This window comes from Photobacterium kasasachensis (assembly GCF_050336885.1).
GTDB classification, from domain to species: Bacteria; Pseudomonadota; Gammaproteobacteria; order Enterobacterales; family Vibrionaceae; genus Photobacterium; species Photobacterium kasasachensis.
In genome coordinates, this window is record NZ_JAKJSH010000023.1 from 83,849 (window position 1) to 100,227 (window position 16,379).

Annotated in this window: 9 protein-coding genes; 1 reads left to right on the forward strand and 8 read right to left on the reverse strand. The window is 49.9% G+C overall.

Going from position 1 to position 16,379, the window contains the following annotated elements; translation table 11 throughout:
• Positions 1–14: 14 nt before the first annotated feature.
• The 8 genes from xdhB to L4D19_RS25265 all read right to left on the reverse strand — a co-directional run bounded on the left by xdhB (position 15) and on the right by L4D19_RS25265 (position 12,220).
• Positions 15–2,426: a xanthine dehydrogenase molybdopterin binding subunit gene (gene xdhB / locus L4D19_RS25230; RefSeq protein WP_428454738.1), complete on the reverse strand. Its 2,412-nt coding sequence runs from the start codon at positions 2,424–2,426 to the stop codon at positions 15–17.
• A complete protein-coding gene (xdhA, locus tag L4D19_RS25235; protein ID WP_428454749.1) occupies positions 2,419–3,819 on the reverse strand; it encodes a xanthine dehydrogenase small subunit in 1,401 nt (466 codons plus the stop codon). The genes xdhB and xdhA overlap by 8 nt, the downstream gene beginning before the upstream one ends.
• Positions 3,820–4,152: 333 nt before the next feature.
• Positions 4,153–6,276: a type I secretion system permease/ATPase gene (locus L4D19_RS25240; protein WP_428454739.1), complete on the reverse strand. Its 2,124-nt coding sequence runs from the start codon at positions 6,274–6,276 to the stop codon at positions 4,153–4,155.
• Complete coding sequence (locus L4D19_RS25245; RefSeq protein WP_428454740.1) at positions 6,273–8,201, reverse strand: bifunctional diguanylate cyclase/phosphodiesterase; 1,929 nt, start codon at positions 8,199–8,201, stop codon at positions 6,273–6,275. Before L4D19_RS25245 ends, L4D19_RS25240 begins: the two co-directional genes overlap by 4 nt.
• A gap of 5 nt (positions 8,202–8,206) precedes the next feature.
• A complete protein-coding gene (locus tag L4D19_RS25250) occupies positions 8,207–8,872 on the reverse strand; it encodes a transglutaminase-like cysteine peptidase (RefSeq protein ID WP_428454741.1) in 666 nt (221 codons plus the stop codon).
• Between the two features lie 21 nt (positions 8,873–8,893).
• Complete coding sequence (locus L4D19_RS25255; protein WP_428454742.1) at positions 8,894–9,487, reverse strand: OmpA family protein; 594 nt, start codon at positions 9,485–9,487, stop codon at positions 8,894–8,896.
• A gap of 19 nt (positions 9,488–9,506) precedes the next feature.
• A complete protein-coding gene (locus L4D19_RS25260) occupies positions 9,507–10,826 on the reverse strand; it encodes a TolC family outer membrane protein (protein WP_428454743.1) in 1,320 nt (439 codons plus the stop codon).
• Positions 10,826–12,220, reverse strand: coding sequence for an HlyD family type I secretion periplasmic adaptor subunit (locus tag L4D19_RS25265; RefSeq protein ID WP_428454744.1), 1,395 nt, complete (start codon positions 12,218–12,220; stop codon positions 10,826–10,828). The genes L4D19_RS25260 and L4D19_RS25265 overlap by 1 nt, the downstream gene beginning before the upstream one ends.
• A 365-nt stretch (positions 12,221–12,585) precedes the next feature.
• Here L4D19_RS25265 and L4D19_RS25270 point away from each other — a divergent pair.
• The coding region (locus tag L4D19_RS25270) for a retention module-containing protein (RefSeq protein ID WP_428454745.1) at positions 12,586–16,379 on the forward strand (3,794 nt) is incomplete at its 3' end.

Below are 16,379 nucleotides of genomic sequence, written 5' to 3' on the forward strand. Positions count from 1 at the left end.
AATCTTGATTGTTGTTATTTGACGTCGTTTGTTGTGGCCTCTGCAGGTTTTTCTTGGGTTACTTTTGTGTATTGCGGTTGTTGAACCGCCTGGACTGCCCATAACACACGTTCGGGCGTAGCCGGTGTATCGAGTTTCGGGATCGCGCCATTGACGGCAACAGAGGCTATGGCATCTTTTAACGCGCTCCAGACGGACATCCCCAGCATAAACGGGGGCTCACCTACGGCTTTGGAATTGAAGACGGTATCTTCCGGGTTACTGCGGTTTTCCAGCAGGTGAGTGCGGAAGTCTATTGGCATGTCGGCAATCGCCGGGATCTTGTAGCTTGCCGGGCCGTTGGTCATCAAGCGGCCCTGTTCATTCCAGACCAGTTCTTCGGTGGTTAGCCATCCGACTCCCTGAATAAACCCGCCTTCGATTTGTCCGATATCAATCGCCGGGTTAAGGGAGGCACCGACGTCATGAAGAATATCTGCTCGTAAGATCTTGTATTCGCCGGTAAGTGTGTCGATGACCACCTCCGAACATGATGCCCCATACGCATAATAATAAAAGGGACGTCCTCGTGCTTTTTGATGGTCATAGTAAATTTTTGGTGTCCGATAGAAGCCGGTACTCGAAAGCGAAATCTGATTGAAGTAGGCCAGCTGGACAAACTCCTCAAATGGCATGAATTTATCCCTGATCTGGACAATGCCATTTTTGAAGACAATCTCTTCTTTGTCGACCTTGAAGTGAACGGCACCAAAATCAATCAGGCGTTGCTTGATGGTTTGAGCAGCATTTTGTGCTGCTTTGCCGTTCAGGTCGGTCCCGGACGAGGCGGCTGTCGGCGAAGTATTCGGCACTTTATCGGTATTGGTGGCGGTGATCTGGATTTTGTCGATATCGACCTGGAACTCTTGCGCGACGATTTGCGCCACCTTGGTATTGAGCCCCTGACCCATTTCGGTACCACCATGGTTAAGGTGGATACTGCCGTCGGTATAGATATGGATAAGGGCACCGGCCTGGTTCAGAAACGTGGCGGTAAAAGATATGCCGAATTTTATAGGGGTAATGGCCAGTCCCTTTTTGAGGATCGGACTGGTCTTGTTGTACTCGGATATGTCTTTGCGGCGCTGTTGATAATCGCTGCTGGCTTCCAACTGGGCTGTGATATCGTGGATGAAGTTGTCTTCCACCGTTTGGTAGTAGTGGGTGACATTGCGCTCTTTATGACCGTAATAATTGTGTTTCCTTACCTCAAGCGGATCCTTATTCAGGTAACGTGCTATCTCGTCCATAATGTGTTCGATGGTCATCATGCCCTGCGGGCCCCCGAAGCCACGATAGGCAGTATTCGAGGCGGTGTTGGTTTTGCAGCGATGGCCAGTGACAGTGGCATCGCCCAGGTAATAGGCATTGTCGGAGTGGAACATGGCCCGATCCACGATGGAGCTGGACAGATCCGGTGAATAGCCGCAGTTACCGGCAACGGTAATGTCGATCCCCTGGATCTGGCCATTGTCATCAAACCCAACCTTGTACTGGTTGTAAAAAGGGTGGCGCTTGCCTGTCATGGTCATATCTTCATTGCGATACAGACGCATTTTGGTCGGGCGGCCTGTGAGTGTCGCGATGACGGCTGACAGGCAGGCAGGCGCTGCGGCTTGCGTTTCCTTGCCGCCAAAACCACCCCCCATTCGGCGCATATCGATAACGACTTTGTGCATGGGTACGCCAAGGACCTCGCCAACGAGTTTTTGGACCTCGGTCGGATTCTGGGTCGAGGTGTAGACAATCACACCGCCGTCTTCGGTCGGCATGACGCTGCTGACCTGGGTTTCCAGATAGAAGTGCTCCTGCCCGCCGATATGAATATCACCTTCCAGAACATGTTTGGCTTTTTTCAATGCTGCTGCAGAGTCGCCGCGTTTTTGCTGGTGGCTCTCAGTGACAAAGTGTTTTTTGGCAAGGGCCTCTTCGACGTCCAAAATGGCAGGCAAAGGGTCATACTCAATAATGGCTGCCTGAGCCGCCTTGCGGGCGGTCTCCAGATCATTGGCAGCTACGGCTATAATCGGCTGACCATAGTATTCGACCTTGCCGTCGGCAAGCAGAGGATCGCCCGGTAAAATTGCCCCGATATCGAGCTGGCCAGGAATATCTTTGCTGGTGATGGCAATAGCGACACCGTCAAACTCGTAGCACGGTGAGACATCCAGTTTGGTGATAACGGCATGAGCCTGGGTACTCAAGCGGGCATAGACATGAAGCTGGTTTGGAAATTCAAGCCGGTCATCGATATACACAGCTTCGCCGGTAACTTGCTTACTGGCACTGTCATGCTTCACACTCTTTCCGACAGCGGTTTTCAGATCTTTCTTTACCAGGGCGACCATTTCTTCGTGAGTCATCGCCTGATGATTGTGATTAGACATATGAGGTCACCCTTGTTTCGATTTGGCTGTTGGTGTTTTGTTGCTCGATGAAGTAGCGGTGCAGCATATTGGCGGCTGTCAGTGTCCGGTATTCCTTGCTGGCCCGAAAATCACTCAGTGGCTCGAAGTCCTGATCCAGTGCCTGCATGGCGTTTTTGACTGTCGCGACAGACCAGACCTGGCCGTTCAGGCTCTCTTCGCAAGCCGATGCACGTTTGGGAGTGGCAGCCATACCGCCGAAGGCGATTCGTGCATCGGCGACTTTGCCGTTTTCAAGCTCAATAGAGAATGCGCCGCAGACTGCCGAGATGTCATCATCGAGGCGCTTGGACAGCTTATAGGCACGGAATATTTTATTGCCGTTATTGTTGTCAGCAGGTTTGGGAACAATGATTTTTTCGATGAACTCGGAAGGCTGCTGTGCCGTGACCTTATAGCTAATGAAGTAGTCTTCCAAGGCAATCGTGCGACGTTGGTTACCTTTACGAAGTACTAATTCAGCATCCAGTGCTATTAATAACGGTGGAGCATCACCGATAGGGGAGGCGTTTCCGATATTGCCGCCAAGCGTTCCTTGGTTTCGCACCTGCAGTGAGGCAAAGCGGTGCAATAGCTCCCCGAAATCCGGGTAATAGTTGCTGAGAGCCTGATAGCAGTCACTGATTGGCAAATTGGCACCGATTTCAATGCTGGTATCAGTTTCATGGAGAACCTTCATGTCACTCACTAATCCGAGGTTGATAAGCTTATCAATCGGGCGGTGAAACTGCGTGACCTCCAAAGCGAGATCGGTACCGCCGGCAACCAGCTTTGCATCGGGATGCGTGAGCAGTAGTGTCGCGAGCTCGTCAGTTGATCTTGGCGAGAAGCTGTAGCGCTCATCATAGGTAAGCGTGGCTGGCTGATCTTCGAGTTGCTTGAGTTTCGTCACAGTCGTTTGTTCCAGTTCGGCGAATTGATCAAGCAGGGGTTTTTCGGTACTCAACGAAAGGGCGGCGTCGACGATAGGGCGGTAACCTGTACATCGACAAAGGTTACCCGCTAGAGATTCGAAGATTTCTTCTTTATTGGCATTGGGTTTGTTCTTGCCGAGCGCAAACATCGACATGATAAACCCGGGGGTGCAGTAGCCGCACTGCGAGCCGTGAAAATCGACAACAGCTTGTTGGACAGGGTGAAGCTTGTCTGCCGACTGAAGATCTTCAACGGTGATCAGTTGTTTGCCGTGCAGTGCAGAGACAAAAGTCAGGCACGAATTGACCGAGCGATACTGTAGCCTGCCGTCGACAAGTTCACCGAGAACTACTGTACAGGCACCACAGTCACCAGAACCACAACCTTCCTTGGTTCCTGTTTTTTTTACATGGGTACGTAAGTAGTTCAGCACCGTCATATTCGGTGAGATTTGGTCTTCCTCACGCACTTCCTGGTTGAGTAAGAACTTAATCAAGGGACCTCCTGTTCTCGACTGTGATTAATTGACCGTTGAGTCAATATTGGCTGTTGTTGACTCTTTGGTCAACTTTTTTATCACAAGTTGATAACATTATTGGTTGGCTTGGTTTGGTTTATTCCATAAATTCAATAGATTAAGTTAGAAATAAATGTATTAAGGATTGTATGCAATTTGTGGGGGAGTTAATTAGATGCAGACTAATGCCCGCTTACAGTAATGAGTAAACGGGCGAGTGATTGCAAAGTGAACGAGCCAAAAGTTCGAGGTTAATTACATTCGCCTTTTGACCTGACTGCTGTTGCCGTCACGCAGCTGATTTAATACCTGCGATTTAGGGCCATCAGCGATAATTTGCCCTTTGTCCATAACGATAATACGATCGACAACATCGAGCATGCTGGTCTTATGGGTGATTAAAATCAGGGTGTCATTGTCAGCCAGGTTGCTTAGTTGATGCTTGATATACATCTCTGAGCGTTTATCCATGCTACTGGTGGGTTCGTCCATCAGGAGCACGGGTGGTTTGCTGAGCAGAGCTCGCGCGATGGCGACCGACTGTCGCTGGCCTCCGGATAAAAATTGCCCACCTTCACCAACCTGCTTTTCCAGACCGGCTGCATCTTGCTGAGTGAAGCTGGTAACACCAGCGCGCTCGGCTGCGCTCATAATGTCATTGTCGCTGGCAAGCGGACGCCCTAGCGTAATATTGTCCCGAATCGAGCCGAAGAACAGCATCGTATCCTGCGGAACGCAGCCAATGTTCCGGCGAACATCAATATGGTGCAATTGGTTGATATCAGTATCATCAATACGTACCGAGCCTTCTGTTGGCTGGTAGAGCCCCATAATCAGACGTTCAAGACTTGTTTTTCCTGAGCCAATGCGCCCGATGATAGCCACTTTTTCCCCTGGATTAACGGTAAAACTGACATCTGTAAGCGCAGCGGTTTGGGTGTTCGGGTAGGCAAAGCTAACACGATCAAATTCTATTTTTCCTTTGATGATCGGGCGATGAATATAACGTTTGCCATCTTCTTGCTCAGTGGGCATTTCCATCAACTGCTCGATGATTGTCATTGCCGATTTCGCCTGATTATAGCGGGTTGACAGTAGTGATAACTGTACTAGGGGGCCGACAGCGCGACCGCTCAGCATCGTTGCTGCAATCAGGCCTCCCATAGTTAACTCGCCGTCAGCAATGAGATAAACCCCAAATAAAATCATGGCAATAGAAACAAATTGCTGAAGGAAGCCGGCGGTATTTTGCACCGAATCGGTCAGCCTGCGGGATTTGATCCCCCAGTTTGCCATATGGGCAACGGCTTCTTCCCAGCGGTACTGGAACTGGTTTTGGGCACCGAACATTTTTACCGTCTCCAGGCCGCTCAGGCTTTCTATTAGGTTGGCGTGTTTCTGGGAAGAAAGCCGGGAGCCTTCTTCGATGCTCTGACGAAGCGGACGCTGGATAAGCAGGCTGTAGGTAACCAAGATAGCCACTGCAATTAACGGAACCAAGGCCAAGGGGCCAGCCACCAAACAGATGATGAGGAGAAACATCAAGGCGAAGGGGAGATCGATCAACGATGAAATAGTCGCAGAGGTGAAAAACTCTCGGATAGACTCAAATTCTTGCATATGTCGGGCAAAAGCGCCGACAGACGGGGGACGTGCCTCCATTCGGATCCCCATTACTTTGCCGAAGATTTTTGCGGATAGCAACAAATCAGATTTTTTGCCAGCCAAGTCAATAAAGTAGCTTCGCATCAGTTTCAGAACTAAGTCGAAGAGAAAAATGATACTGATGCCGATAGTGAGCACCCATAGAGAGTCAAAAGCCAGGTTTGGGACGATCTTGTCGTATACCAACCTGGTGAAAAGCGGGGCGGAAATAGCAAATATATTGATGAGTATCGAAGCGATAAAGACATCACGATAGATAGAGCGGGACTGCCATAAAGTGCTCCAGAACCAGTGGCCTTCCTGGCTTTTCAGTATTTCGGGCGAGCGTTCGTCATAACGGAACCGCTTTTTGAGCAGAAATAGCTGGCCGGCATACTGGTTATTCAGCTCGTCGAGGTTGATCCACTGTTGTGAGTTGTCGCCATGAGCCAGTACGACTTCCGCCTCATTCTTTTCCTTGTCGATGCTCAGGATCACACAGGCGTCGTTCCCTTTCAGCAGAGCTATGACCGGAAAGAGTAATGGTGGAATTTCCGTTAGTGCCATTTGGCTCGCTTTGGCCTGAAGTCCTGCGGTTTCCGCGGCCCGTGGTAGAAGAAATGGTGTTAGCAGTCCGTCAGCCAGCGGCAGATCGGCAATCAGTGCATCAGGAGAGTTGGCTTGGCCATAATAGCGGCTGACATAGATAAGAGATGTCAGTAAGGGATCTTTCATACCGTTTTCTCGTTGTTCATTTCATCGACAACAAAACCCTGAAAGCCTTTTACCATTAATGCTGCCAGCTTTTCTTGTTGCTTGGTTGTTTCGACCCGTGATGCGATGGTGACAATAGAGAGGTTGTTGGCGGTACGGGTAATGGATGTGAGTAGATCAGCTTTAGCTTCATCGTCGATTTGGTTGGTATAGGCAAAGTCGAGTTTGACATAGGCTGGACGCAGCTTATTCAAATTGCTCAGTGAGCCGAAGTTATGGCCAAAGTTATCGATGCCGAAAGCAAAGTTATTTTGGTGGATCATCTCGCATAGCAAATCGGTGTCATTGCTGTGTTTGATAAAGCTGATTTCTGGCAGTTCGAACAGAATACGGTCACTCAGGGATTGATGTGACTTCATTTTGTTGCTTAGCCAGCGGATGAACCCGGTATCACTAATACTGCTCTGAGTGATATTAACAGCAATTGGTCCTAGATCCGGATCGGCTGCCAGCTGGTTAAAGAGCTTATCAAGAATATGCATATCCAGTTGAGTGCCTGCATTGAGCTGTTCTATTGCCCCGACAAACTGGCCTGCAGAGTAATATCTATCGCCTTTTTCAATGTAGGCAAAGACTTCATCGTGCAGTGCCTCTCCTTGATCGTTGATGGCTGTTTGGAATTTAAATTTGAACCGTTTGTTGGCGATCGCCTCATCAACCAGTGCTTTCCATTGTAGTTTGCCCATTACAGAGTTTTGCTGAATAGTGTCAAACAGAGCAATGGGTTCTTTGGGTTGCTGGCGGGCTTGCATCAAGGCGTTATCTGCCTGTGCCAATATTGAAGAGATTGTGTCGCTGTCGCGTCTGACGACCAACCCAACAGCAGCCTGTACTGGCCTGACATCTAGGGGATCGCTTTGGAGCTCAGAACTCATGTGCAGCATGGTTCGTCCAATCGACTGTAACTCGGAGGTCGACGTATTTGGTGCCAGCAAAACGAACTCGGCCTGACTTAATCTTGCAATGGTAAAATCATTGGTGGCAAGGTTTGTTATACGGCTTGCCAGGCTTTGTACCATTTGGTCGCCTGCTTCGTAGCCGTTTTGCTCATATCTGTCTTTGATTAAGTCAACCTTAAGTAATGCAATACCACCTTTAGCCGAGGTACCTAGCCAAGATTCCAACTGGGTGAGCAGATAGCTGCGGTTTGCCAGGCCTGAGACCGGATCTTGGAAGGCTCTGACTCTGAGTCTGTCAGCTTCCTGGGCCTGCTGTTCAAAGTGGAGTTTTAGCTGGGCACTCATATGGTTGAATGCCTTTACTACATCGCTCAGTTCACGGGTACGCGGCACTGTCAGGGCTTGGCCAAACTGGTTGACGGACATCTCTTTCGCACGTTTCTGGATTGCCTTTAGTGGCTTGAGCACTTTAGACAGAATCATGGCTAGAATAACGGCTCCCAGAAAAAAGCTTGAAATGAAGCCTAAAATGAGCTGTATGGTTGCCTGCCATAGCTTTAGATAGGCATAGGCTGGGTTGCTGGTTACAGACAAGGAAGCAAGCTGCATCCAGCCACTGGTTAGCGTGGTGGATTTTGCAATTGGCGCGATTTCAATGGTATTTCGGAACCACTCAGGTACCCCGGAAATGTTTTCAGGGTAGGTGCGTTCAATGGTTAAGTCGTCTTGAAGCAGATCAAGGCTGATACTGCTGTAGAAACTGCTATCAAATGTTGCGTTGATCACCGATTCCGTTGCGATGGTGTCTCCGGACTCTAGGTACGGTGACAGCGCCAACCCGACGGCACTGATGGCGTTGTCGATTTCCGTAGACTGCTGCTCGCGCAAAAAGTTACGGGTTGTGTTGAATTGAATCACAAACACCGAGGTGATAAGTGTGAAAAATACAATCAGCATCCATATCAAAAGTTGTCTGTATAGTGTCATTGCGGTCACTCATCAAAGTTAATTATTGGGCGGTGAAGTTGGGTGTGGTTTGAACGTTGGCGCAAGTCGTTCCACACACTTAATCGCGAGGCCTGGCCTGCGAGCTGACCTCGGCCTTTTTGTTTCATTAGCCAAAGCTTGCTACCGTTAAAGCTGTAAATAGGAAGTAGATCAGTCCGTTTTGTCGCAGGCTTGATTTCACCGTCGAGGTTATCAAGCAGTAACGGAATGGATGATGGTGTCGGATAGTAGGCCACTACCATATGAAATTGATTCAAGTTAAGTGCTTTTACGTAGACTAGACGTAGCCGACTGTCATCAATGCCGAGCTCTCGTAAAGAAAAGTATTTTGCAATACTGAAATCCTCGCAGTCACCGGCCCCTGAGCCTATAAACTCTAACGGTGTTGCCCAGTAGTCTTCCTGTCCCCATAGCTTGTTGTCGTCAATGAAGATCAATTGATTGAAAAAATTATTGATGGCCTTGAGCTTATGTTTGTCGTTAGTTGTGTGGTTACTTCTGATCACCTGCCGCCATGACAACATGCGCTGTCCGGCTCTTTCTCCGTAGAACTGGCGGACTTTTTCGACTTGCACTAGTTCACTATCGGTCAGTGCAATAGCACTGGCCGATAGTAAAATAGCCAAGATCCAGAGATGGATTTTTTTCACGAGGTGCGTATCAAAAATGGTCTATATATTGCGCACCATGAAAATTGTCCACTCTTCGACGACATAACCTTTCTCGCCAACAACCTTGGCGACTACCCGACGGCTAAGTGTATTTGTTTGCTCTTTGCTATCACTATTAACTGGCTGTGTGTCGCCAAAGCCGACGGTTTGAACTCGTTCGGAGGCGATTCCAGCCTTGATCAGTTGGTTGCGGACCTGCTTGGCTCGCTGAAGAGAAAGCTGCGTATTGTACTGATGACGACCGACAGGACTGGCATGGCCTTTTAGCTCTACGTAGGTCTCCGGGTACTTCTTGAGAAAGTCGCTCATACGCGCAATTTCAGGAAAAAATGAGTCCGGAATCATACTGGAGTCATTGGCAAACAGAACCTGTACGTTATTTTCTTCAGATCGATTTACGTAGACCGGGCAGCCATCATTATCAACCACCGCAGTCAATGGTGTTTCGGCGCAATTATCCCGTGCGTTGATGACTCCATCGTGATCGAAGTCCCTTAGATCGCGTGACTGTGTCACAGCTTGGGGCTCAGGAATTTGTCCAGTCGAACAGCCGAACAGGAACAAAGCCAGCAGGGTAACTAAAGAATGTTTCATGATTAATGTCCTGTAATCGTTATTTAACTGATTGAGTCCAGTTGTTGGCTAGATCGACGCGCATTTCAGAGAGTAATTTCCCGGTGGCATTAAGTACTCTGTACTTGGACAAAATCCCGCTGTAGTGGGCTTGCAAGTACGACTTCCGTGCCTCAAAGAGCTCGTTCTCGGTATTGAGTACATCCAGTAAAGTGCGCTGGCCGATTTTGAATTGCTTCTCATAGGCGATGACGGTCTGTGCCGAGGCATCGACATGTTGTTGTAGATACTGGGTTTGCTGGTTTGCCAATTCCATGGCATTCCATGAGAGTCGAGTGCTTTCTTCAAGCATTCGGTAAGCCCTGTCCCGTATCGCTTTGGATTTGTTGACCTGATAGGCAGCCTGGCGCGATTTTGCGATATCAGAGTTACCGCTGAACAAGTTGTAGCGCATTTTCAGCATGGCTGAAAACTCGTCATTGTCGCCGGGAGTGCCGCTTACTTCTTTGCCCCACTGCTGGGAGGCTTCAACGGTGAAGGTCGGGTAAAAGTTACCTTTAGCCTGATCGTACTGGATGTGCGCTGCTTCGACGTCATTGGAGGCGACTTGGACGATAGGATTATTCCTTCGTGCTTGTTCAAGTGCATCATCAAGTGTTGGTGCAACGTAATTTATATCGACTTCTGGTTTCGCCAAATCTTTTGGATAGTTGCCTACAACGCGGATGAATGCGGTGATTTTATCGTTTAGATTACTTCGGGCTGATAATAAATTGGTGTTAGAGCGAGCTAGGCGCCCCTCAATTTGCGCTAAGTCAGCAGTTGAGCCAATACCGGATACTGTGCGTTTATTGATGTCTTGGTACATTTTTTTGTGTACCTGAAGGTTTGCTTCGGATAGCTCGAGTACATCTTGGGCACGGAGAACATCAAGATAGACTTCTGTTGCCTGGAGTGCAGTGTCTTGGGCGTCAGCAAGTAGTTGGTAGCGCTGGGCTTCCGTTTCAGATTTGTTTCGCTGGATGTCGTTGTAGGTAATGGAGCCATCCCAGATTAACTGGCGAAAGGTGATTTTGGCCGATCGCGGATTGTAGTCACCTTTGCTGCCATATTCGTTGTCATAATCTTCATACCCAACACCAGCTTCTAGATCCAGAGAAGGCAGATAGTCACCCGTAGAGGCATTAATCAGTTCGTTACGGCTCATAAATTCGCTGTAGGCACTTTTAATATCAGGATTCGAAGCCAAGGTCTGAGCAATTGCCTGCTCGAGTGGTTGAGCCATGATAGGTAAAGCAAGACACTGGGCCGAAACCATAAATGCAAGCTTTATTAATAGTTGTTTCTGTTTCATTGTCATTATTCTCTTAGCGCGGTCTGGCTAGCTTTTAGAACGGGTTTTAACAGGTACTTCAGGACGGTGCGCTTGCCTGTGATAATATCTGCTGAGGCTGTCATTCCTGGAATAATCGGTAACGGTTCACCATTTGGCCCGGTAAGGCTGTTTTCATTAGTACGTATACGAACTTGGTAGTAGCTATTTCCTTCTTCATCCTGGATGGTATCTGCACTTATGGTTTCCAGGATGCCAGTGAGGCCACCATAAAGTGTGAAGTCATAGGCGCTAAACTTGATGACAGCCTTGAGGCTTGGTCTCAAAAAGCCGATATCCTGAGGCGCAATTTTAGCTTCGATCAGTAGGCTATCTTCGGTCGGTACGATCTCCACCAGTGGCATTCCTGGCTGAATAACTCCGCCAATGGTATTAACGTGTATTTTTTGAATTGTTCCGGTTACAGGAGATGTGACCACAGTCCTATTCACTCTGTCTTTTAAACCAATTTGAGATTCAGACAGGCTGGATAATTTATCACTGGTTTCATTGAGCTCAGCTTGTACTTCGGAACGAAATCTCAGAGCAATATCGATATGTTTGAAAATAGTTTCCTGAATAGCCGCTTTGATCACTGGTATCTGTAGTGTTGTTGAGGTTAACTGACTTTTAGTGTCATTTAACTGACGTTGGAGTTTTAATAACTCAATGGGGGGGACAACACCTTCTTCAGCTAGAGGCTGGGTAATGTCAAACTCTTTCTTCGCAATGGTGTAATTGCGGCGCAAATTATTAAGGCGTGATTGAGTTTCAATTAGCTCTCTTTCTTTTTGGCTGATTTGTTCGGCAGTAACGGATAGCTGGTTTTCCAGGTTAGAGATACGATCTTGATATTGGTTATTTTGTCGCCTAACTAATTCAATATGTTTATTAGTAAAGTCTGAACTAAATACTAATGGTTGACGGCGTACTTCGACACTGCTCTGCCATTTTGTTTTAGCTTTGGTTTTTTTGACACTCACACTTTTTAATAGCGCATTTAGTCGGATGGCATTAGCTTTCGAGCCTGCTAACGCAAGGCTTTGTTCGCGATAATCTGAGAGGAAAAGGGTGTCGTCAATCAGCAATAGTTTTTGTTTTTTTTCAACATGCTGACCCTCCTTTATTAACACCTCTTTAACAATGCCGCCTTCAAGGTTTTGGACAACTTGCAACTGAGATGAAGGAATAACTTTGCCTGCGCCAACTGTTACCTGATCAAGTTGTGCCATTGACGCCCATACAACAGCAACAATAAAAAACAGAACAACAACCCACAGCATAATACGTGCGCTTTTGGGAGTATTCAGTAATAGTGCTGCTGTCTTGTCATCAACAAAATCGAGGTGATCAGAGGTAATAGTTGGTGCGTTATTTTTCATTCATTCTCTTCGTGCAAATAATAAGTACTTTAAGATTTTATAAATATTTATGAGTGAAATATGTTTATTGTGTCAATTTATTGCAAATGATAAACTGCCAAAAAATTGGCGTAAAGGATTATTTTGACTCTCGCAATAATTATTAGGAATAAAGCTTATTTAGATAATGTTGCATTTAATAGTAATGTATTTTGTGTGATTTTTATTTAAGCAATATTAATCATGCAACATGATTCATGTGTCGTGTTTCATGCAGCAGGTAGAGTCGCGTCATTATATTTAGCAAATAACAATCAAATTCAATATCGCTTTATTTAAAGCGCGGGTTATATAACTTATCGTGAATGATAATTGGGTGGTCATATATGGATACAAGTAATAACAGCAAAGTCGTTGATGTGAAGATAGCAAATGGTGTGGCATTTGTTATCAAAGGGAGTGATCAAGTTATTGCTGTTAAGGCTGAGTATCAAATACAGCCAGACGAGATAATGGTTGCGAATCCAGGCACTCGTTATGTTGTTTTGGTAGATGGTGAGCCTGTAGTTGTTCAGGAACCATGTCCAACTTGTGTGGCGATATCTGACAATGGAGTCAAGGTAGCTGCTATGGATAACAATGTGACCTTTAATCCTGATTATGCCGACCAAGCCCGTTTTGACAATGATGAATTAACAGCAATACAGAATGCGATTTTAGCCGGAGAGGATCCGACAAGCATCTTTGAAGCAACGGCAGCAGGTTCTGCATCTTCTGGTGCTTCAAATCAGGGCTTTGTTGTTATTGACTATGACTATGACAATGTATTGGCTGAAGCTGGTTTTGATACATCATTTGGGACGGAGTTAGACACTGATGAGAGCGAGGATGAGAGTAGTCTTGTTCAGCTAACTCCTGTTGATATAAATCAAGCCCCCGTTGCCCAGGCAAGGGTGGATTCCGCAACTGAAGGCAGCGAGATCATTAGCGGTCATGTTGTAGCTAATGACCCTGACGGCGACTCATTGACTTACCAGTTGGTCGATCAGGATGTTCCGGCAGGCCTCACATTCAATGCTGATGGTTCATATACCTTTGACCCAAGCCACGATGTTTATGACAGCCTAGCTGAAGGTGAAACGGTTGACGTTAAAGTGTCTTACCAGGTTGATGATGGGCGTGGTGGAAAGGATACCCAGACACTTACAATTACTGTTGTTGGTACTAACGATGGCGCGGTTGTGACGCCGTCAACGCCGGATGCCGATGCGGGCACGGTGAAAGAGGATATGACGCTGACCACCGGCGGTAAGCTGGACGTGGCCGACCCGGATGCGGGCGAGGCGACCTTTGAGGCCAAGACGGTCACCGACGGCAATTTCGGTACCTTCAAGATCGACAGCGAAGGTAACTGGAGCTATGAGCTGAACAACGGTTCGGCGGAAGTGCAGGCGCTGACCGAGGCGAGTGAGCCGCTGAGCCGCGAGTTCACCGTGACCACCGCGGACGGCACCGAGCACACGGTGACCGTGACGATTAAAGGGACTGGTGATGCACCTGAATTTATCAGTGGCTTCAATGACAACCATGGTTTGGATACCAGTGGAATGACGGATGCTGATATTTACCAGTTTACCGTGGATGAGAACCAGTTGGATGCCAAGGTCGGCCTGGTGGGATCGTACGACCCAGATGCTGGCGATACCGTGACGTATACTCTGACCAATCACAACGACCTGTTTGAAATCAACGCAACGACAGGAGAGATTCGTCTCAAGGACGGTGTGGCACTGGATCACGAAGAGGCGGCGAGTTACAGCCTAGTGGTCGAAGTGACCGACAGCGAAGGGCTGAATGACACCGCAGAAGTGAAAGTCACTGTCGGAGATGTCAATGAAGCTTCAGAAGTAAGTGGTAAAACTGTCGGTGATGTCACCGAGGGCAATATCGGCGACGCGCCGGAGACGGCGACCGGCACGATTGCGATCAGCGACGTGGACAACGGCGACAACCCGCGCTTCGACAACGTGGACAGCACCGCAGGCGACAACGGCTACGGTAGCTTTAGCCTGGTCGACGGCGAGTGGACCTACACCCTGGACCAGAGCAAGGTGCAGCAGCTGGACGAGGGCGACAAGGTAGAAGATACCATCACCTTCACCGCGACCGACGGTACCAGGCAGCAGGTGACGGTGGAGATCACCGGCACGGAAGATGCGTCGCAGGTCAGCGGCACGTTTACGGGCGCGGTTACCGAGGGCAATATCGGCGATGCGCCGGAGACGGCGACCGGCACGATCGCGATCAGCGACGTGGATAACGGCGACAACCCGCGCTTCGACAACGTGGGCAGCACCGCAGGCGACAACGGCTACGGCAGTTTTACTCTGGTTGACGGCGAGTGGACCTACACCCTGGACCAGAGCAAGGTGCAGCAGCTGGACGAGGGCGACAAGGTAGAAGATACCATTACCTTCACCGCGACCGACGGCACCAGGCAGCAGGTGACGGTGGAGATCACCGGCACGGAAGATGCGTCGCAGGTCAGCGGCACGTTCACCGGGGCGGTTACCGAGGGCAATATCGGCGACGCGCCGGAGACGGCGACCGGCACGATTGCGATCAGCGACGTGGACAACGGCGACAACCCGCGCTTTGCTGATGTCACCAGCACTGAGGGTGACAACGGCTACGGTAGCTTTACCCTGGTTGACGGCAAGTGGACCTACATCCTGGACCAGAGCAAGGTGCAGCAGCTGGACGAGGGCGACAAGGTAGAAGATACCATTACCTTCACCGCGACCGACGGCACCAGGCAGCAGGTGACGGTGGAGATCACCGGCACGGAAGATGCGTCGCAGGTCAGCGGCACGTTTACCGGGGCGGTTACCGAGGGCAATATCGGCGATTCGCCGGAGACGGCGACCGGCACGATTGCGATCAGCGACGTGGACAACGGCGACAACCCGCGCTTCGACAACGTGGACAGCACCGCAGGCGACAACGGCTACGGCAGCTTTACCCTGGTTGACGGCGAGTGGACCTACACCCTGGACCAGAGCAAGGTGCAGCAGCTGGATGAGGGCGACAAGGTCAGCGACACCATTACCTTCACCGCGACCGACGGCACCAGGCAGCAGGTGACGGTGGAGATCACCGGCACGGAAGATGCGTCGCAGGTCAGCGGCACATCTAGCGGGGCGTTTACCGAGGGCAATATCGGCGATGCAACGGAGACGGCGACCGGCACGATTGCGATCAGCGACGTGGATGACGGCGACAACCCGCGCTTTGCGGATGTCACCAGCACCGAGGGTGACAACGGCTACGGCAGCTTTACCCTGGTCGACGGCGAGTGGACCTACACCCTGAACCAGAGCAAGGTGCAGCAGCTGGACGAGGGCGACAAGGTCAGCGACACCATTACCTTCACCGCGACCGACGGCACCAGGCAGCAGGTGACGGTAGAGATCACCGGCACGGAAGATGCGTCGCAGGTCAGCGGCACGTTCACCGGGGCGGTTACTGAAGGCAATATCGGCGACGCGCCGGAGAGGGCGACCGGCACGATTGCGATCAGCGACGTGGACAACGGTGACAACCCGCGCTTTGCGGATGTCACCAGCACTGAGGGTGACAGCGGCTACGGCAGCTTTACCCTGGTCGACGGCGAGTGGACCTACACCCTGGACCAGAGCAAGGTGCAGCAGCTCGATGAGGGCGACAAGGTCAGCGACACCATTACCTTCACCGCGACCGACGGCACCAGGCAGCAGGTGACGGTGGAGATCACCGGCACGGAAGATGCGTCGCAGGTCAGCGGCACGTTCACCGGGGCGGTTACCGAGGGCAATATTGGCGACGCGCCGGAGACGGCGACCGGCACGATTGCGATCAGTGACGTGGACAACGGCGACAACCCGCGCTTCGACAACGTGGACAGTACCGCAGGCGACAACGGCTACGGCAGCTTTACCCTGGTCGACGGCGAGTGGACCTATACCCTGGACCAGAGCAAGGTGCAGCAGCTCGATGAGGGCGACAAGGTCAGCGACACTATTACCTTCACCGCGACCGACGGCACCAGGCAGCAGGTGACGGTGGAGATCACCGGCACGGAAGATGCGTCGCAGGTCAGCGGCACGTTCACCGGGGCGGTCACCGAGGGCAATATCGGCGA